At 27.4% G+C, this 20083-nt stretch carries 19 protein-coding genes; 6 read left to right on the forward strand and 13 right to left on the reverse strand.

The features are described 5' to 3' along the window. From KFW21_01620 to KFW21_01660, 9 genes are all read right to left on the reverse strand, one after another. Positions 1-684: hypothetical protein (locus KFW21_01620; protein MDK2818132.1), on the reverse strand; the 684-nt coding region annotated here is incomplete at its 3' end. A 14-nt stretch (positions 685-698) separates the two neighbouring features. Further along, on the reverse strand, positions 699-1103 hold the full coding sequence (gene fliS / locus KFW21_01625; protein ID MDK2818133.1) for a flagellar export chaperone FliS: 405 nt from the start codon (positions 1101-1103) through the stop codon (positions 699-701). A 45-nt stretch (positions 1104-1148) separates the two neighbouring features. Further along, a complete protein-coding gene (locus KFW21_01630; GenBank protein ID MDK2818134.1) occupies positions 1149-2069 on the reverse strand; it encodes a 4-hydroxythreonine-4-phosphate dehydrogenase PdxA in 921 nt (306 codons plus the stop codon). 3 nt (positions 2070-2072) lie between these two features. Beyond that, a complete protein-coding gene (locus tag KFW21_01635; protein MDK2818135.1) occupies positions 2073-2453 on the reverse strand; it encodes a polymer-forming cytoskeletal protein in 381 nt (126 codons plus the stop codon). A gap of 45 nt (positions 2454-2498) precedes the next feature. Further along, the gene (locus KFW21_01640) at positions 2499-3311 is read right to left on the reverse strand and encodes a hypothetical protein (GenBank protein ID MDK2818136.1); all 813 of its coding nucleotides are present in this window, start codon (positions 3309-3311) and stop codon (positions 2499-2501) included. 22 nt (positions 3312-3333) lie between these two features. Next, the gene (locus tag KFW21_01645) at positions 3334-5268 is read right to left on the reverse strand and encodes a DUF342 domain-containing protein (GenBank protein MDK2818137.1); all 1935 of its coding nucleotides are present in this window, start codon (positions 5266-5268) and stop codon (positions 3334-3336) included. A gap of 25 nt (positions 5269-5293) precedes the next feature. After that, positions 5294-6529: a hypothetical protein gene (locus KFW21_01650; protein MDK2818138.1), complete on the reverse strand. Its 1236-nt coding sequence runs from the start codon at positions 6527-6529 to the stop codon at positions 5294-5296. A gap of 124 nt (positions 6530-6653) precedes the next feature. Beyond that, positions 6654-8354, reverse strand: a complete 1701-nt coding sequence (locus KFW21_01655) for a hypothetical protein (GenBank protein ID MDK2818139.1) — start codon at positions 8352-8354, stop codon at positions 6654-6656. A gap of 45 nt (positions 8355-8399) precedes the next feature. Next, positions 8400-9257: a tetratricopeptide repeat protein gene (locus KFW21_01660; protein ID MDK2818140.1), complete on the reverse strand. Its 858-nt coding sequence runs from the start codon at positions 9255-9257 to the stop codon at positions 8400-8402. 206 nt (positions 9258-9463) lie between these two features. Here KFW21_01660 and KFW21_01665 point away from each other — a divergent pair, with 206 nt between their 5' ends. The 5 genes from KFW21_01665 to KFW21_01685 all read left to right on the forward strand — a co-directional run bounded on the left by KFW21_01665 (position 9464) and on the right by KFW21_01685 (position 14521). Further along, complete coding sequence (locus tag KFW21_01665) at positions 9464-10555, forward strand: aminopeptidase P family protein (GenBank protein MDK2818141.1); 1092 nt, start codon at positions 9464-9466, stop codon at positions 10553-10555. A gap of 580 nt (positions 10556-11135) precedes the next feature. Then, complete coding sequence (locus KFW21_01670; protein MDK2818142.1) at positions 11136-11450, forward strand: hypothetical protein; 315 nt, start codon at positions 11136-11138, stop codon at positions 11448-11450. A 22-nt stretch (positions 11451-11472) separates the two neighbouring features. After that, the gene (gene efp, locus KFW21_01675) at positions 11473-12033 is read left to right on the forward strand and encodes an elongation factor P (protein MDK2818143.1); all 561 of its coding nucleotides are present in this window, start codon (positions 11473-11475) and stop codon (positions 12031-12033) included. An 81-nt stretch (positions 12034-12114) separates the two neighbouring features. Further along, entirely contained in the window at positions 12115-13800 is a 1686-nt protein-coding gene (locus KFW21_01680; protein ID MDK2818144.1) for an amidohydrolase, read from the forward strand. 61 nt (positions 13801-13861) lie between these two features. Continuing rightward, positions 13862-14521 (forward strand): hypothetical protein, encoded by a 660-nt coding sequence (locus KFW21_01685; protein ID MDK2818145.1) that lies wholly within the window; start codon positions 13862-13864, stop codon positions 14519-14521. 69 nt (positions 14522-14590) lie between these two features. Here KFW21_01685 and KFW21_01690 read toward each other — a convergent pair whose 3' ends face one another. Continuing rightward, a complete protein-coding gene (locus KFW21_01690) occupies positions 14591-15460 on the reverse strand; it encodes a hypothetical protein (GenBank protein ID MDK2818146.1) in 870 nt (289 codons plus the stop codon). 241 nt (positions 15461-15701) lie between these two features. Between KFW21_01690 and KFW21_01695 the strand changes: the two genes are divergently transcribed. Beyond that, positions 15702-16304: a hypothetical protein gene (locus tag KFW21_01695; GenBank protein ID MDK2818147.1), complete on the forward strand. Its 603-nt coding sequence runs from the start codon at positions 15702-15704 to the stop codon at positions 16302-16304. Between the two features lie 91 nt (positions 16305-16395). On the opposite strand, the gene gmd is transcribed toward KFW21_01695, so the two are convergent. Genes gmd through KFW21_01710 form a run of 3 tightly spaced genes read right to left on the reverse strand, consistent with a single transcriptional unit; the run spans position 16396 to position 19884 of the window. Then, a complete protein-coding gene (gene gmd, locus KFW21_01700; GenBank protein ID MDK2818148.1) occupies positions 16396-17448 on the reverse strand; it encodes a GDP-mannose 4,6-dehydratase in 1053 nt (350 codons plus the stop codon). Positions 17449-17464: 16 nt separating this feature from the next. Continuing rightward, positions 17465-18241 (reverse strand): glycosyltransferase family 2 protein, encoded by a 777-nt coding sequence (locus tag KFW21_01705; GenBank protein MDK2818149.1) that lies wholly within the window; start codon positions 18239-18241, stop codon positions 17465-17467. Positions 18242-18264: 23 nt separating this feature from the next. Continuing rightward, positions 18265-19884, reverse strand: a complete 1620-nt coding sequence (locus KFW21_01710; protein ID MDK2818150.1) for a hypothetical protein — start codon at positions 19882-19884, stop codon at positions 18265-18267. Between the last annotated feature and the right edge of the window lie 199 nt (positions 19885-20083).

Here is a 20083-nt window from a genome sequence, read left to right on the forward strand (position 1 = left end):
AGTATTATCAATAGTATCGTTGATAATAATATCGTCAACAGTGACTTCGTCTAGGATCTCAGTATTATCAATAGTATCGTTGATAATAATATCGTCAACAGTGACTTCGTCTAGGATCTCAGTATTATCAATAGTATCGTTAGTAGGCACTGTTAAATAGGACTGTTTTATAAAATCTGAAAAATTAACTATTTGATCTAAATTATTATTATTATCAGTAATTTTTACTATAGGTGATACTGGTTCATCTTCAAAAAAATCTATAAATAAAGGGTCTACATTATCATCTTCTATATACTCAGAAATAATATCTGTAGGTGCTAGAAATGATGTGTGTTGAAAATCATGAGATTGTGATAGAGAGGGTGCTTGAGTTACTTCTTCTTTATCCAAAGAAGGAACATCTTTTAGAATTTTAGAAACTTCTTTATCAAAATCTGCAAATATTTTATCCAAATCATTATGAAATTCTGGAGTCTTTGAGTTTTTTGGGCTAGAAAAATTAATGTTATCTATAGATAGGGGTGAAAAATCATCATCTACTAAGATTGGCTTTATTTCAAAAGGATCATTTTGTTCTAGAGTAGCTAAGGTATGTTGTTTAAGAAATTCGAATTTGGTTGATTGAAACTCATTATTATCAAGAGAAAAAACTTCTACTTGTATTTGATGTGGATCTGACATATATGACTCCATTTTTATCCTGAAATATTAATATTACTGGTATTTTTAGCATTAGTATTCTCTTTTGCTAGAAGATCATCCCAACCATTTTTTAGATTAGTTATAAGAGTAATGCTTTCTTTTATAGGAGCTGTGTTTTTTTGAATATTAGCTTCAACTAATAAACGATGTATATATATGTATAATCCAGAGAGATCTTCTGCAATACTACCTGCTTTAAAATCTAAAGACGATAATAATTCACTTATAATATTTTGAGTTTTAATGATATTATTATTTGCAGATTCAATATTTTTATTTTCAATTGCTTCGATTGCTAAGTGAGCAAATTTTATTGCTCCAGAATATAGCATTACTATAAGCTTTAATTGACTAGCAGTTTCGATATCATTTGTTTTATAAGTTTCATATCCATACATAAAAAAATCTCCTCAGATTAATCTATAATATTTATCGGTTGCATATTATACTTGGTTGAGAGCTTTCAAGATAAAATTTAAGGCACTTATCATACTTTGAGGATTAGCCTTGTTTTGATTTACTATATCAAAAGCTGTTCCATGATCTGGAGAAGTACGAATAAATGGTAATCCTAAGGTAACATTTACCCCATCATTAAAATGAAGTAATTTGAAAGGAATTAAAGCTTGATCATGATAGCAAGCTATCAACATAGTATATTTATTATTTTCAGCATCTTGAAAAATAGTATCAGAAGAATAAGGTCCAGAGATAGGGTATTTAAGAGCTAATTCCTTAATAATAGGTGTGAAGATAGTAAGCTCTGTATCTCCTATGATACCATTTTCACTTGCGTGAGGATTCAAACCACATACTGCAATTTCACCTTTAAGATATTTTTGATTAAATTCAATAGCTAATTTGAATATATGGTAACACCTTTCTTTTGTAATATAACTAAAAACATCTTTAAGAGGAATATGAGAACTCAATAAAATAACAGACCATTTAGGACTCCAAAATAACATCTCTGATTGACAATTAAAAGCTTGACCTAAATACTCTGTATGTCCCACAAAGTTGGTTATACCACTTAAGTAAATAGCTTCTTTAGAAATAGGAGCTGTCAATAGTCCATGGTAGTACTTTGATTTAATCAGTTCAATAGCTCGATCTAGGCTTTTAATGGCAACTCGTCCTGCATGAGGACTAATAATACCATATTCAGGAATATAATCATCTTTTATAGGATAAAAAGTAATATTATTATACTTACTAGCATATAAGTTCCAAATATGTTCTAAACCAATAATAGAGATATTTTTGTGTTTATCTATAGATAAGTTATCCAAACATTTTAAAGTTATTTCAAGACCAATACCATTAGGATCACCTAAAGTTATTAAAATACGCTTAGAAGACATAAATTATTCATTAAAAGAATCAATAATAATTTGTGATATATCATTATTATCACTATTACTAATAAGACAATGTCCATCCCAAATCACACCATTTTGAATAATAAGTTCTGGTGTAGAAATATTACCTAATATTTTAGCTGTAGGAAGTAACATTGTACGAGTTGTAGAATTAATATTACCTAATACAGTACCTTCAATAACGATAGAATGGCTTTTAATTTGAGATTTTACTTTTCCTGTTTTACCAATAGTTATATGTTCTATATTAAGTTCTTCTCCACTGAAAGTTCCATCAATGCGTAGAGCTCCAGAAAGTGTCAAACTTCCTTCAAAAATAGAATTTTCACCAATGATATTCTCTGTATTTTTTATACGATGAGGCATAGAGCTCTCCTAGATATTTTCTTGTAAATTAAATATATAAATTGTTTATGATTTTTTATCTAAAAATAAATGATCAAAAAGATCTTTATTTTTTATATTCAAATATTGTAAAGCTTCTGAAATAAAAATATTACACTCATCTAAAGCAATACTAAGTGGCAAGCCATAAATTGATATATCTTTATCTGTAGATGTAATAGTTTGAAGAAAATCTTCATTTGAAAAATTAGGATCATTAGTTATTATATCTATATAATTTTGTATATTTACAAAAAATGAATAAATGTTTTTAATTAATTGTACATATTCTTTTTTAATTAATTGTTCATGCTGATTAGAATTTGATGAAATAGTAAGAAAATCAATATAGCTATGAAAAATATGTAAAATATCTTGATATTGTGTATAAAAATTTTCTCTAAGATAATTACTTTTAGATGCTGATATTAGAATTTTTTGAGTAAATATAGTTTGATAATTATCATTAATATACTCGAGTATAGAATATAAAATATTAATAAAATCCAAATCTATATAATGTACATTATTGGAAATAATATATTTTATAGGAATTTCAGATAATAAAATAAAATCACTAAATTCTACAGGAATATTATTTTCTATAGTAGTTGTATAGGTTAAAATATGAGCACGAGTAATACCTATAGTTTCAAGATCTTGCCAAGTCAAACTATTATGCTCTAATTTGTTTATTATTTCTTGAATAATACAAATATTTTTATTAATCTCTAATAATCTTTCAGGATTTTTATTACTCTGATGAGCTAAAGTGAATTTTTTCTTTAAAATTTGTAATTTAGATAATATAGTAGATTTATGAGTATTTATTTGATGCATATTAAGTTACTCCTATAATTAATTATCTTTTTTTAGTATCTGTTGCTAATTCTTGCATAAATTTAGATGGGCTATATGCTTCTATATTAATTTGACGAGAATCATTATTTTGTAAGGTTCCAGAACTTTGAGTTGATGTTATATCCAAATTAGTATCGCCAATTTTTATTTTTACACCTGGCATAAATGCTTTGGAAGCAGATATAGATGCTGTTCCTCTTAATTCATGTAAATCATCTTTAGTCTTTTCAAGTAATACTAAAGTCTTATCTCTTTGATTTTTTAAACTAGAAATATTTTTTTGTACATTCTTTGCTTTAGGAGAATTCTCTACTAACATAGTTAATTGAGTAGATACGTCTTCTATTTGAGATTCTAAAGATATTATAGATTGATTCAAACTTTTAATTTTATTTAATGCAGTTTGAGAATAACCTACTTCAATTTTAGTATCAATATACGATTCTGCTCCTATTATTGTAGCAACAATTTCATGTTGAGCTTTAATATCTCCACCAGCAATAATAGATTTTTTATCGCCTGTAACATAAACTCCTTTATCCCCAATAACTTTACTATGTAGTAATGCCTTAGTCACAATGAGATTACCGCCAACAAAAACTGTTGTTCTTTCAATAAAACGAGCAAATAAATTACCCTTACAGGTTATTTTAGCTTCATCTTTTCCTTGAATACCTTGGTGTGCTACAATATCACCTTCTGCTTGCATAATACACTTTCCAATATGTCCATAAACCTCTATATTACCACCAGATATAACACTGAAACCATCGTCAATATTACCTTTGATGATGATATTACCAAGAAAATCAATATTACCAACACTCAAATCTACATTAGATGAAATTTCTAATGCTGGATCAACACAAATTTGCTTATTTTTTAGATAGACTTGACCTGTTTTATCAGCAAGAACTTCTAGGTTATTTGGTGACAAATAAACATTAGATCCAAGATTCCATTCAACTGGAGTTCCATCAATTTTTGGTAATTCACTGCCTGTAACAGTATATCCAACCTGCCCTTGTGTTGCAGGTATCATTGTTGCTAACACACTGTTTTTAGTAACATTATGAATAATATTTAGTTCTTTGAAATCAACACTACCATCAGATCTAACAGCATGTTTGAATACTTCACTTCCAGTTGGAAATGTATATTCAATATAAGCATTTGTACCATCTATAGAAGAAACACCTTGAGCAATTACAATAGGGATATTATATAATTCATTATCAAGAGCTTCTGTTATATATTTATTATTAATTCCAAAAATAACATCTTGTTTTTTTAATGCGTGAAGAATTTCATCTACTTCTGGAATTCTACCATTATCTATAGGTTTAGAAAAACTTAACATAGCTTCCATTTTATCTTTAGAAACAGTAATATAAAATTCAGAGTCATTATTTAATGATCTTACAAAAGGTGCTACAATAACAGGTTTAAAAGTTATTAGAGCTTTCACTATTAATTCATCATTAACAGAGGTGTAACCACGATTAGCTAATGCTTGTAAAATATTTTCTTTTGTAAGAGATCGTCCTACTCCCTCAGGTTTAAATACTTGCAAAAACAAACCCTTTTTTTTCATCAACAAACGAAAAGATCCATCTTTATTTTGAGCTAAATCATTATATTGATTATAATCAATATTGACTACAAATAAATGTCTGAATTCTTTTTTTACAGAAAAAATATAGCTACATGGAGTTTTAATAAAACCAAACAAAGAATTTTTACCTTGAACAACAAGAGAAAAAGATAGGTATTCTTTAGGAGTGTTGAAAATATCAATAGCTTTTTTGATAGCTTCTTTTTCAGAAAAAGCAAGAATTTCTATTTCTGAATCTATTGATTGTTTATAAAGATCTTGAGCTCCTGTAAGAAGTTCAGACCATTGATCTCTCTCTATTAATTGTTGTAATCGTTCCATAAAATCCTCATATATAAGACATATACTATCGTTGGTATGATGAGTTTATCTTAAGCTCTTGTCTATACTTATTAACAGTTCGTCTTGCTATTTTTATTCCTTTTTTATATAGAATATCAGTAATCATTGTGTCTGACAAAGGGGTAGTGTTGTTTTCATTTTCAATTATTTTTTTTATAATATTTTTAACGGTATAGGTATCAGCAATGCCTATTTTACGATTCCATAATATTGAGAAAGGAAAAATTTGTTCATTAAAAATAAAATATCTATCTTTTAAAGCTCTTGAAACGGTAGATATATGCCTTCCTGTAATTTTTGCAATATCTTTTAATTTGACTTCTTTATTATATTCGTCATTTTGATGATTTTTTTCAAGAAAAAAATCACTTCTCGCTAATATAAGTGCTTCTGCATGCCTTTGTAAAGATTCCATTCTTAAATGAAGTGCTTCTTTGATAGTATTAGCTTCTTTTAAGAATAATTTTAATTCTTTGATAGTATAGCTATTTTCTTGATAATCTTTTATTGATAAAGATGGCGTTAAAAAAGATGAAGGAGTTATTATAAGCTTATTATCTTGAACTGTAATTAGAAAATCTGGGTAAATAGGCTTAATATTGTTTTCAACTAAAGGACTTTTTGCTATTTTTTTAATATTTTGTAAGGCTTCTTGTAAAAGTATTTTATCAACATCTATGTGTTTTGCTAATTTATCTATTGTTATATTTTTATTAGAATATTTGGTTAACACTTCGGATACTCTATATTCTAAGCTATCTACAGTATAAAAATATCGCGTCATAAATAATAAATACTCAGCACTATCTAAAGATGCCAATCCTAAATAGGAGCTATTCATTATGAGTAGTCTTATTTTTTCTACTCTTTCTACATCAAAATTAATACCTTGACATAATTTTTGAGAAGATGTAATTAAAAATCCATTAGGAGATAAATTGCCAATTAAAAGATACAAAGCAGGGTAGTCAGATTCATCTAACTCTAATAGTAACTCTTCTCGAAGATTGTCAAATAGTTTTTTTTCTGTAGCTATAACATCTTCAAAAATATTAGATGTTTTTGTTGTAAAATGATCTTTCCACGGAATATAAATATTATCTACAGCTACTATTGGATTTTTGTCTGTTAATTCAGATAATAAAATATTAAGATTGACTTTATTCATTTTTAAAATAGATAAATTTAATGCCATTGTTTGAGAAAATATAGGGTTTTGTACCTGTTGAGTGTATAGCAAATAATACTCCATATAAACAAAATAAGATAAGTATTCTATAATATATCATATCTCTAAAAAAAATGCAAAATAAACATATAAAAAAACAACCCTTTGGTATAAGAGTTGTTTTTTTTTATTAAAATTATTTATCTGAGCTAGATGTTATATTTGAAATCATAGATTCTTGTTGTTTTATTTTTTCTTCAAAGGTGCTAATATTATCAATAAGTAATTGTACATTTATTTGATCTCTATCAATTTTAGAGCTATCTTTATACATTCTTTCATAAATGCCTAATAAGATATTATATTGTTTATTAATATCTAGAATATTTTTTTCTAGATCAAATATTTCTTGAATTAATACTTGTTCTGTTTCTATCATTTTAATAATTTGTTTGTTCTCAATACTGTTGTTTTTTTGCAAATAATTATATATTTTAGAAAGACTAGTATTATTTTTTCCAGAAGTATCACCAGGATTAAACTGAGATAAAGTAAGGGTATTATTTTGTTTTGAAATAGGAGTGAGTTGTTGTATAGTTTTTTTAGTTTGATCAATAGTATCTAACAAATTCTTGTTATTATTATTTTCAAATTGATCATCGATATTTATGATAATAGGGACATTGAATTGAGAGGTAACAACTCCATTTTGATAACCTTTCACATCTATTAATATATCGTAAGAATCACCTTTTTGTTCTTTCGGAGAGATACTCCAACTAATAGGCTTTTTATTTCTATAGCCAATTGCTGTAATTTTTTTAATGATAGGATCAAAAATATCTAGTGTTGGAGGGGCTTTTATTTCTAATGTTACTTCATCAAAAACTGCAACATTAGTATTTTGTAACCATAGATCTATAGATAAAGGAGTAGTTTTTTGACTAGTAAAAGAACTTGTTCGAACTTCTAATCCATTATTTCCAAAAACATCAATCAAAGTAGGCAGTCCAATCATAGTAGAAGCGATCCTAATAGAAGAATTTGGAGCAACAGATTGAGGATCAAAAAATAATACAACAGCATTATCTTTGTTATTAATTTTTGAATATTTTGAATATTTATATTCCCAAATATCACGGAGTGCCTGATCTATAGTAGTAAGATATATTCTACTAGGTTTAATGGGGTGTTGATTTTGTAAAAATCCTTTCAAGGATGATGAAGACAACTCACCGGTTTGATCAGATGTGAGCCAATATTCAGGTAATGATTCTAAAGTTGCCGTATATTCTGTATTGATAGTTTCATAATTAGGGAGAAAAAAAGCATTATTTTGATCATCTCCAAGAGTAGGATCTAAAATTAGCCTTGCAGCAACTTTTCTGGATTTTGTAGTATCTTTATTAATAATATCGTATGTTATTTGGACAGCATCGGGGAATAAAGTCTCAGTATTTGTAACAATAGCAATAGTCTGTATAATTTCTAAGCCACCAATAGCCCATCCATAAATAATAATATTATTCTGTATTACAGGAGGACTAATCCACCTACCATTTTCAGATCCAAAAACAACAGGCGTTTCATCAATAGATATTGTGGTAACATTTAAAGCATTTGTTGAAGAACCTAGAAATGGTGATAAGTTTTTATCATTAGGGGGAATAGGGGAAGTATATTTGAGAAAGGAATTAGGAAAAAATGAAGTCTCAATATTAATTGGAGTATCATTTTTAACAGCATCGTACACAATATATCTACCTGTTTTAATATCCATACTTATACTTATATATTGATTTGATATACTAACCCATTCTTTAGATTGGGTATAAATATGAGAATTTGACAATGTTAGAATAATAAAAAAGAATAGAAATCTGAATTTGTAGTTCATAAATTCTCCTAGTTATTTGTAATATAAAGATGTGTAAGTACTGTGTTATTTTTTAGTATTTATATTTTTTTCTTTAAGAGCTTTGACTCTTGTTTGGGCAACGGATTCTAATAAATTTAACTTTCTTTCTTTTAAATGTAATAGTTGTTCTTTTATCGTTAAAACTTGTTTCATTCTATCGACAAGTTCTTTTTCTTCCGTAATATTATCCATAATTTTACGACTACTATCAATATTATTTTGAATGCTTTGTTTCAAATTCTGAGATATAGGACTAGCACTAGGTGTCGTTTCTAACTTAGAAATCAAAATTCTAATATCATAAGCCATTCCTGAGTTAGGAAAATCTCTTAAAATTTGATGTAGTATTTGAAGAGCTGCGTTATAATTCTCAAGGCTTATGTACCCTTGAGCAATCCAATAAAGAGTATTGTCAGCATTTAAATCTTTAGTACCATAATTATAATTATAATCTTTTAATACATCTATTCCTTCTAATTCTTTATTATTTAAAATCAAACTTCTTCCTAATTTATAGAGAGCATAAGAATATTCTTCAATTTCTGCATATTCTTGTACTATTTGTTGATAATTAAAAGAAGCTTTATCATATTTTTTTTGAATAAAATAAATATCTCCTAAATAAAAATGTGCTTTTGCTTTGTAATAACGAGTTGTTCGCCAATCTTTATTCCTGAAAGGAAAAGCAATAATACTTCTAAAAGAAATCTCAGCTTGAGTTAATTCATTATTGTTTAGATATTGTAAACCTACAATATAAAGACGATTCAGTGTGTCAGAAGAATAAGCTGTATCATTATTAAGAGGATTACTGGTTTGAGTATTTAATGATACAGCTGTGAAAACAATAAAAAAGACAAATAAAATAAACCGTTTTGTCATATCTTGCCTCAACTTTTAAATTTTACTCTAATAACATCGGAAAGTTGATATTCATATCTAAAATTTTTAATAGATTAATTTTGATTTTATCCTTTGTATAATATATATTACAATTAAGATAAAACTTGATTATAATTTTTAAATACATTATAATATTATGATATATCTCTTAATTATAATAAGATTATATCGATAAGGAGTTCTAAGTGTTTAAAAAAATAATAAAAAAACCTTTTTTTGAAAAAAGAATAATTCAATTACAAACATTATTAGATATTAATACAGCATTTTTAACAGTAAATCCTGCAGATGTATATTATTTAACAGGTTGTACAGGTAGTAATAATCATCTTTTAATTTGTTCAGAAGTTGTTTATTTATTTACTGATGGACGATACTTAACCCAAATAGGAGAGCAAGCACAGATTTCACTTTCAGTAGAAGAAATTAGTGTAACTGTTTCTTTTGAATCAACTCTTAAAAAAATTTTAATTCAAGAAAATATCAAATATTTAAAATTTTCTCCAGATCATATGTCTTATCTTATTGGTAAATCTATGGTTTCAGCATTACCAAAAGAAACTCAAGCTATACAAGATCTTAGTTTATTTAATCTAAGGAGTATCAAAGATAATATTGAAATTGCAATAATCAAACAAAATTTACTGATCACACAAGCAGCTTTTATATATATTCAAAGTATTTTAAAGGCAGGATTGACAGAATTAGAAGTAGCAGCAGAATTAGAATTCTATTGTAAAAAGCAAGGTGCCGAAGGAATGGCATTTAGTACTATTATAGCTTCTGGTGAAAGATCTGCTTTACCTCATGGTATAGCAAGTAATAAAATTATTAATGATGGAGATTTGGTACAATTTGATTTTGGAATTGTTAAAGATCACTATTGTTCGGATTTCAGTCGTGTACTTCAAGTGGGAAATATTGATCCTAAATTAGCTGAAATTAGAGAAATTGTAGAAGATACTACAAGATTAGTAGAAGAAAATGCTTGTTGTGGAATGACTGGGAAAGAAATCGATGCGATTGCTCGAAATTATATAACACAGAAAGGTTATGGTGAATATTTTGGGCATGGATTAGGGCATTCTTTGGGGATAGAAGTACATGAAAATCCTAGATTAAATACAGTTTGGGATAAACCTATTCTTGAAAATATGGTTCTTACTATTGAACCTGGGATTTATTTGCCTGGATTGGGTGGAATTAGACTAGAAGATATTGTTGTAATGAGACAGGATAAATTTGAAGTGCTTACTGAATGTAAGTATGATTTTTAATGAAAAAAATATATAGATTTTTTCTTTTTCTTATTATTTTATTATTGATCTATGAAGGATTTAAATTTATTTACTTTTCAATAGCTTATATTAGTGAAACAGTAACAAAAAAATTCTATAAGTACACTTTAATTAATACTTATATGTCTTTTAAGGCTCGTATAGAGCACATCTTTACATATACTATACCTATATTTTCCTTATGTTCAGGTATATTTACAGGAATAATTTACACTACTTGGAAGTCTAAAATATCTGATGGTACTTTAGACTATATGTATTTTATTAAAATACAAAGTAGTAAGTATATAAAATTATTAATAAAATGGATTTTAATAATTTGTTTTTTACAATCAATAAATTATATGATTATTAATGCATACCAAATAAATATAGATTATTTATTTATGCTTCAAATATATCAGCAAGGGTTGATATATTTCTATATAATTGGTATACAAATATTTATGTTATCGATGACAACATATTTATTAATCATATATTCAACATATATACTTTTTATTATGATACATGTTATTATTAAACAGAAAAAAATAGAAGTGAGTAGAGAGAGTTATTAATGAAAAAAATATTTACATCTATTTTTTTAAATTCTTGGTCAAAAACATTTTTTTTTATATGTTTATGTGTACTATCTACATATTTTGTTATCAACAATTTTACAGAACAATTAACTAATATAGATAATTGGAAAAAAAAAGAAACTTGGATTATGTTATCTCTTATAATTCCAACATTGTTTCTATTGCCTAATTTTTTAAATACTTTTTTGTTTTTTAAGATAATTCAAATAGAAGATAACACCAAACAACAAAATATTTTATTAAAAAAACAAAACGCTTTATTACAACAAATATTAGAAAATAAAAAATAATAATATATAGTGAGAGGGTAGGATGAATTACGACGATATTAAAAAAGGAATGATTTTAAATTTTGAAAATCAATTATGGTATGTAACTTGGTGTCAACATCACAAGCCTGGTAAAGGTGGAGCTGTGATGAGAACAAAACTTAGAAATATTATTAAAGGGAATATACTTGATAGAGTGTTTCGTGGTGGTGATTCTGTAGAACAAGCTCGTGTTGATAATAGAGAAGCTCAGTATCTTTATAAAGAAGGCTCTGATTTTATTTTTATGGATCAAGAAACTTATGATCAATATTCAGTACCGAAGAATATTGTTAACGATATTATTTTGTATTTAAAAGAACAAGGTCTGGTTGATCTTAAAATTTATCAAGATGAAGTAATTGCTGTTGATATTCCAATGTTTGTGGAATTACAAATTACAGAAACAGATCCTGGTCTTAAGGGAGATACTGTTAGTGGTGGTTCAAAACCAGCAACTTTAGAAACTGGTGCAGTGGTACAAGTTCCTTTGTTTGTTAATGTTGGGGAAATAATTAAAGTTGATACAAGAGATGATCGTTATATTGAACGAGTAAAAGGATAAAAATTTAATCAAAAAAAATCTAAATAGTTATATTTAGATTTTTTTTGATTTTTTACTATATTTATCAAAAGAGGTTTTTAAATGAAAATTTTAACAATATTTTTGTCTGTAATACTGTTAGTATCTTGTAGTGATAGCTCTAAAGCAGAATCAATATACTATAATGGTACGATTATTACAATGAATGATGCTATGCCTATAGCACAATCCATAGCTGTAACTAAAGGTAAAATTTTGGCAGTGGGGTCTTTGGATGAAATTTATAATTATACAAATAAGCGTACTAAATTTGTTAATCTTAGTAACAAAACACTATTACCAGGTTTTATCGATCCTCATAGTCATATTTTTGGGATATCTATGCAATCTGTAGCTGCTAATTTATATCCTGCTCCAGACGGTGTTGTGAATAGTATTGATGATCTTTTATTAGAATTGAAAAAATATTATGAAACAAATCCTGATCTTTATAAAGAAATAGGATTTGTTATTGGTTTTGGTTATGATAATTCTCAATTAAAAGAACAAAGACATCCAACAAAATTTGATCTTGACAAATATTTTCCAGATATTCCAGCATATATTATGCATCAATCTGGGCATATAGGTGTTGCAAATAGCAAAGCTTTGGAATTTTTAGCAATAGATTCTAATACGGTAGATCCAATTGGAGGAGTTATTCAGAGGGTTATGAATACACAAGAACCAAATGGTATCTTAGATGAGAATATACATATAGATTCTTTTTATAAAATTGCTAAATTTTCTCCACTTTTTGCTGCAAAAATGTTTTTGAATGGTATTGATATAATGAAATCACTTGGATATACAACGGTTCAAGAGGGTAGATCTAGTGAAGATCAGATAGTTATTATGAAGTTATTAGGATTTTTAAGATTGTTACCTATAGATATTGTTGCTTATCCAGATATATTTAAAGCTCCTAAGGCTGTTATGACTGCTAGTAAAAAATATAAAGGACGCTTTCGTGTTGGAGGAATGAAAATTAGCTTGGATGGATCACCTCAAGGTAAGACTGCATGGCGAGATAGACCATATGTGATTCCACCTCATGGATACGATACTAATTATGTAGGATATCCTTCTGTTGAGCGAGATCTTGTTTTTGAAAAAATAGAAATGGCGTATGCAAGTAATATACAAGTTTTAGGACATGCTAATGGAGAAGCAGCTATTGATTTGTTTATAGATGCGGTAGCAAATGCTGACAAAAAATATGGCAATAAGGATCAAAGACCTGTATTAATACACGGTCAGTTCACAAGAAAAGATCAAATAAATAAAATCAAAAACTTAGGAATATTTCCTTCTTTATTTCCTTTACATACTTATTATTGGGGAGATTGGCATAGGGAACAAACTATAGGTAAGCCTAGGTATAATGATATTTCACCTACAAAATGGTTTGAAGATGCTGGTATGATGTTTACTTCACATCATGATGCCCCTATTGCTGTTCCAAATAATATGAGAGTATTATGGGCTACAGTAAATCGAATTTCAAGAACAGGTGAACAAATAGGTCCAGAACAAAGAGTATCTGTAATGACTGCACTCAAATCACTTACACTATGGAGTGCTTATCAACATTTTGAAGAGAATACAAAGGGATCTTTAGAAGTTGGTAAATTAGCAGATATGATCATACTATCAGATAATCCCTTGACAATAAATCCTATGGAAATTAATGATATTCAGATTATTTCTACTATAAAAAACGGTAATGTAATATTTCATAAAAAATAAATTTGACATTTTTTTTAATATATGTCATTATAAGATATATTAATTTTAAAGGAGGATATAAATGAAAAAAAGTTTATTTATATTACTTACTATCGTATTAGCAGGTTGTACTGTTACTAACGATAAAACCCAAGAATTGGGTGTTGATGGATTTCCTGTAACATCTGGATCCGGAATGAGTCTAGCTGCAGAATCTAGACTTATGACTCAGAATACTCAGAATGCACAAGGAGTCCTAGATAGATTTTTGGATCAAATGAGAGGTAGTGATCTTGTTACTACTACTCTTGAAACACCTATCGCTGTTCTATTCTTTACTCGTGGTGGACAGTATGGTTCTCAAACTTATGAAGGTCGTATAGAACTACACAATCCAACAGGCACAATGGAAGGCTTCCAATATATAACATCAGATCCTAAAGATTCTAGAGGCCGTCTTTCAGCACCTATAGTTTCATTTGTTGCTGACAAAGTGAAATTGGATTTTGGATCAATTGATGGTGATTTTTATTTTGGTGACGAACGTGGTGAGCCTTTAGTATTTTACATAGGTGATGATTTAACAGGTAGTAATCCAAAGGATTTCCTTGGATATAGAGCTAATTTAGATGGTGCTACAGTAACACCATCTACTGATGGTTCAGGAACACTTTATGTTTCAGGTGGTTATAGTAGTCCACTTATTATAGTTGCAGATAAAAAAGATAACTGGAACTTTTAATTCGTTTTCTCTAATTATAAAAAATTAATTAAATGACAAATAAAAAACACCCTATTTATAGGGTGTTTTTTATTTGAATTTATATTTAATCCCAGTTTCTAATTGAATAACAAATAAATTTTGTAAGTATTGATCTTTGACCCATGTTCCAATTTGAACTCTAGTATAAGGAATTAAATTAGGATACTTAGATGATATTTTTTCATACGCTATAGCGCCAAATACACCTGCCCTGAAAACACCAGAAATTGATTGTATATGTTGGATACTTGATGAAAAACCAAGTGTTAGTCCTAGATTAAGCATAGAATAGCCAAAAAGAAAATTATGACGCCATAGGATATCGTTTTTCTTAATAACAATAGAATCTCGTGAAAAATATTTATATTGAGCTTCTTTCATATTAGAACTATAAAAAAAGCTCATATAGGGAGTATACAAAAATACCAACGCTCCATTGCCAACTTTACCACCAAGAGTTAATGTTGGTGCAAACTCAATTTCTAAAATAGCAGTATTAATTTTATCACTAGTAATATTGTTAGGATTCAATCCTGTAAAACTGAGATATCCATGATTATAAGATCCATTAGGACCATCAACCAAAGATTCTCCTAAAAGATCTTTGTAATACCCAACTCTCATATTAAATTTTAATGGAAGAATAGGTTGCCAAACAACAAAAGCTGTAGCTTTTACAAAAGGAGCTAATCCAAGCTCTACACCTGTTTCTAAATAAGAATTTTGAAACATAATATTTTGTTTATCTCTTGATAATACTTTTCTGTAGTAGACTTTATTTCTATAGCAAACACCTGCAAAATTCCAAGCAACTCTAAATGCTGAATCTACATACCAACCTTGATCAAGTATAGAATTTTTTTGTTGGGCAAAACTACTATTCGTTATCCATAATAATATCAATAATAATTTAATCATTCTATTGATCCTCCTTAATGATATTTTACTAAAATAGTATACCTTATATTTCTTTAATAATCAATAAGATATGAAAAATTTACTAAAATAATTTAAAAGTGTTTTTTATCTCTTGATAGTTATTTTTTTGTATCTTATATATTTAAGCGAGAAACTAAGTATTAGTATGATATCAAATAAAGTTGACATTTTTTTTAAATCATGCTATTATAAGTAATATTCCTTTTAAAGGAGGATATGAATGAAAAATAATTTATTTATATTGCTTACTATCGTATTAGCAGGTTGTGCTGTTGTTCATAATATTGATAAGAAGGGTCAAGAGTCTAATGATGGATCTAGTTCAGAATTGAACCCAGTAGAAAAAGAAGAAGCTATACTAATAGCTAGTAATAATAAGAAAGCACAAGAAGTCCTAGACAAATTGATGAGTCAAATTAAAGTTGTAAATGGAAGAAAACAGATGGTTGTTCCATATTTTCAGCGTAGTGGTAATACAATAAGTATATACCTACATAATTCAACAAGTAAGATGGATAATTTTACATATGACTTATATACACTTAATATATTTGATAAAGTGCTTCCAAAACCTAAGATTACATTTTTTGCTGATAAAGTTAAATTGGACTTTGGTTTACTTCCTGATAACAGGTTCTTTAATAAACCTGGTGATGAGTTCGTCTTTTATGTAGGTGAAGATGTAACAGTTGCTAATCCAAACAATTTTCTTGGATACAGAGTTGATTTAGACGGAGCTACTATAGTAATATCTAATGATGGTAAAAACATTCTTAGTATAACTGGTGGTACTAGTTTACCACTTACTTGGGTAGTTTTGTGATTAAGTAAATAATTGGGATTCTAATTCACTCTCTAAATTATAAAAAATTAATAAAAAAATACCCTATAAAAGGGTATTTTTTTCTTGATAATTATTTTTTTTGTTTAGATATTTCAATATCATTTAATGTCATTCGTTTAACAAGTTCATTAAAGCTAGTCTGTGTAGGATTCCATTTGAGCTTTTTAATAGCTTTGGAAGGATCTCCCAATAATTGATCAACTTCAGTAGGACGAAAATATTTTGGATTAATATCAATCAATAAACGATTACTATTACTACAATATGCTTTTTCATCTATACCAGAACCTTCCCAACGGAGAGTTATACCAGCGACAGAAAAAGCTTTGGTACAAAATTCTCGAACACTATGTTTTTCTCCTGTTGCGAGAACAAAATCATCAGCTTGATCTAATTGAAGTATTTGATACATTCCTTCTGTATAATCAGGAGCATAGCCCCAATCTCGTTCAGCATCAATATTACCTAAAGAAATTTTGTCTGCAATTCCAGCAAGAATATCACCAATACCTATAGTTATTTTTCTAGTAACAAATGTTTCTCCACGGCGTTCGCTTTCATGATTGAATAGAATCCCATTAGAAATAAACATTCCATAAGATTCACGAAAATTTTTCGCAATCCAATAAGCATATAATTTGGCAACACCATAAGGAGAACGAGGATAGAAAGGAGTTGTTTCTGATTGTGGAACTTCTTGAACTTTACCATATAATTCTGAAGTAACAGCGTTATAAATTTTGATGTCTTTTTCTTTTTTGAGAGCACGAACTGCTTCTAATAAACGAAGAGTTCCCAAAGCTATACTATCTGCAGTGTATTCAGGCATTTCAAAAGATACTTGAACATGTGATTGTGCACCAAGATGATAAATTTCATTAGGTTGAATTTCATTAAGTATAAAGAAAATACTAGTAAAATCAGTAAGATCTCCATAATGTAGTTTGAAATTGCTTGATTGATGTTTTCGTAATTTTTCTATATATAGATGTTCAATTCTTTGAGTATTAAAACTTGAGGATCGTCTGATCATACCATGAACACTATATCCTTTATCTAATAATTGTTCTGCAAGGTAAGAGCCATCTTGTCCTGTAATACCTGTAATAAATGCTACTTTCATATGTTTATTCCTATTTTTATTTGGGATTATAATAACCTACAGCAACTTTTAAAAGTTGCAAAATAATTCTGAAATTACCCATCCAATTAATTTTAGTAGGAATAGGTCCTGAAGCTGGATAAACTCGGGATTGTGGGATTTCTATAATTTTGTATCCTAATTTTGGTACGCGTGATGCAATATACCATTGTAATTCCCATGTTTGAAAAATATTTCTGAAAATTTGTAATCGATCATCTGTTAACATCTTTACATTAAAGCCTCTATAGGCAGACATTGTTTCCGTATATTTAAATCCAGAAACAAAAGACAATAAAGGATTTGAAAAATATTTGATAGCTAATTCACGCATTTTTGGGGTATTTTCGTGATGACCACCTTTTAAAAATCGAGATCCTTGTACAAAATCATATCCTTGTTCTAAAAGTTTTATAAAATCAGGTATTTGTTCAACACTATCTTTATTGTTTCCATCTACAGTAATACAATATTGATAATCTTCATCAATAACTTTTGAGAATCCTACACGATAAGCATATCCTTGTCCTTTTGTAGAAATAGTTAATATCCCACGAATACCCATACTAGTTACAAATTTTTCATTTAAGGATCCGTCTGTAGTTTCACCATCAAGAAGAAAAATATCTACTTTAGAATTAATATTGTTGTCTTTAATACGTTGTAGTTCTTTTTGAATACGCTCTCCTTCATTCCATGTTGGAATAAGTAGAGCTATATGAGATTTTTTAGCAAAATATTCTTTGTATTCAAAAGAAGGTAATTCTTTAATCATGTTCTATCCTTTTTTATATCATATTAAATTTCGGTATTTTCTGAATTTTTAAATGAAACAGGTAATAAGAATAAAGCTAATAAACTAAGCCAATTTGCTATGGCAAAATAACGCCAATCTGTCGCTTGAGAAACAAAAAATAAAACTGCTAAATTCATAATCCATGGAAATAAGATAATAAGATTAATTATTTTTTTATAAAGGAAACAGTATACTCCATAAAATAAAAGTATAAGAGTTGTAAGCCATAATGGAATCAGAAAATATGATTTATCTCCTAAAGAATTCATTGTTATACTTGTTGGTGATACATGTGCATTCCACGATATACCGATAAAATTAAGTCTTGTTCGTAAATGAATAAAAGGACTTCCTATCCAAGTATAAAAATAGTAAGATAATAAAGTTTTATTATCTTTAGTAATATTATCAGCAATATTATAAAAATCTTTAGTGTTTTGCTCATTAGTATTTGCCCAAAACATTGCTGTCACATAATTATATTGAGCAGCCATCCATATATTTCTATCAACAGACTTGGTAAGTTTTAAAATTTCAGGATGTAAGGATTCTTCTTGTTTGTATAAATAAGCTGTATTTATTGGATTAAATACTAAACTCGATTTGTGTATAGTTAATGTTTGACTAAAAGATAATACATTAAATAACATTATATTCACAATCAAGATACAAGATAAACTGCTTAAAAAAGGAATAAAAAATATTTTCCAATTTTTATGTTGAATAGCATATATGAATAATAGCAGGAGTCCACAAAAAAGTATTCCTATACCATTGAAGCGTATCATCCCTACAAAACTCAAAATCATTCCTAACATGATAAGAAATATATTTTTTTTAGTATATTTAGAATTAATATAAAATTGTAAAAAAAGATATGCTAGTAATAGTATACCTTGAACATAATAAATATCTTTCCATAAGATAATCATAAACAAAGCATTAACAGGAATAATCTGAAATAATCCAAATACAATAAGAAGAATTTTTTTTGAGAAACCATATTGGTAAAAAAAAGTACACCAAAGACTATAAATTAAAGAAAAAGTTGTTACTTGAACAAGTGTTAAAAATCCTACTCCTATATTATAATCAGTACTAAAAATCGTAATAATAGACCATAACAATTTTATAAAAGAAGCATAGAGAATAGTGTGATGCGTATTAAAATCATTGTTTTGAACCATATATAAAACTTGATAAGAATCATTACTTAGAAAACCTGGGAAATATATAATCCAATAAATCAATCCTATTCCAAAAAACAAGCAAAAACTTTGCCAATAAAATAATTGTATATTATTTTGTACTGTATACTGTTTATTAGATTTTGTTTGAAGCCATTCTATAAGTAATATATAATTAAAAAATATCACTATACTTAGTAGTAAGTACAGTATAAATTCATAAGTTTTAAATTGCCACAAAATTCTTTCTGGTAAGAAAAATATACCACCAGTTAATGAAAAAGAAGTATAAAGAGATAGTAATAATACAAGCCAAAAATGAAGATGCTTTATGCTATATAATAATAATAATTTTTGTTTGTTTTTTATTAAATATGTTGAATAGGAAAGAAGAATTCCTAATAAAACACCAATAATTATTCCTAAATTTAACATTTGAATTTCCTAATAAATATATATATATAATATTATATATATATATTTATATTTGTCAATAGTTTTTGTATAGAATACTAATTTTATCATAATGTTGTTTTTTTATGATTTTATAAGTTATTATATTTAATACATTTATCTCAATTATTAAATAAATGAAAATAGAATCTTGACAAATAATACTAAAAACGATACAATA

The sequence above is a fragment of the Spirochaetota bacterium genome (assembly GCA_030154445.1).
Taxonomy (GTDB): domain Bacteria; phylum Spirochaetota; class Brevinematia; order Brevinematales; family Brevinemataceae; genus Brevinema_A.

What these genes read in the sequence shown, in the direction of transcription:
- fliS (MDK2818133.1), bottom strand. Translation starts at nt 1,103, where the DNA reads ATGTATGGATATGAAACTTATAAAACAAATGATATCGAAACTGCTAGT.
- KFW21_01630 (MDK2818134.1), bottom strand. Translation starts at nt 2,069, where the DNA reads ATGTCTTCTAAGCGTATTTTAATAACTTTAGGTGATCCTAATGGTATT.
- KFW21_01635 (MDK2818135.1), bottom strand. Translation starts at nt 2,453, where the DNA reads ATGCCTCATCGTATAAAAAATACAGAGAATATCATTGGTGAAAATTCT.
- KFW21_01640 (MDK2818136.1), bottom strand. Translation starts at nt 3,311, where the DNA reads ATGCATCAAATAAATACTCATAAATCTACTATATTATCTAAATTACAA.
- KFW21_01645 (MDK2818137.1), bottom strand. Translation starts at nt 5,268, where the DNA reads ATGGAACGATTACAACAATTAATAGAGAGAGATCAATGGTCTGAACTT.
- KFW21_01655 (MDK2818139.1), bottom strand. Translation starts at nt 8,354, where the DNA reads ATGAACTACAAATTCAGATTTCTATTCTTTTTTATTATTCTAACATTG.
- KFW21_01660 (MDK2818140.1), bottom strand. Translation starts at nt 9,257, where the DNA reads ATGACAAAACGGTTTATTTTATTTGTCTTTTTTATTGTTTTCACAGCT.
- KFW21_01670 (MDK2818142.1), top strand. Translation starts at nt 11,136, where the DNA reads ATGAAAAAAATATTTACATCTATTTTTTTAAATTCTTGGTCAAAAACA.
- efp (MDK2818143.1), top strand. Translation starts at nt 11,473, where the DNA reads ATGAATTACGACGATATTAAAAAAGGAATGATTTTAAATTTTGAAAAT.
- KFW21_01680 (MDK2818144.1), top strand. Translation starts at nt 12,115, where the DNA reads ATGAAAATTTTAACAATATTTTTGTCTGTAATACTGTTAGTATCTTGT.
- KFW21_01685 (MDK2818145.1), top strand. Translation starts at nt 13,862, where the DNA reads ATGAAAAAAAGTTTATTTATATTACTTACTATCGTATTAGCAGGTTGT.
- KFW21_01690 (MDK2818146.1), bottom strand. Translation starts at nt 15,460, where the DNA reads ATGATTAAATTATTATTGATATTATTATGGATAACGAATAGTAGTTTT.
- KFW21_01695 (MDK2818147.1), top strand. Translation starts at nt 15,702, where the DNA reads ATGAAAAATAATTTATTTATATTGCTTACTATCGTATTAGCAGGTTGT.
- gmd (MDK2818148.1), bottom strand. Translation starts at nt 17,448, where the DNA reads ATGAAAGTAGCATTTATTACAGGTATTACAGGACAAGATGGCTCTTAC.
- KFW21_01705 (MDK2818149.1), bottom strand. Translation starts at nt 18,241, where the DNA reads ATGATTAAAGAATTACCTTCTTTTGAATACAAAGAATATTTTGCTAAA.
- KFW21_01710 (MDK2818150.1), bottom strand. Translation starts at nt 19,884, where the DNA reads ATGTTAAATTTAGGAATAATTATTGGTGTTTTATTAGGAATTCTTCTT.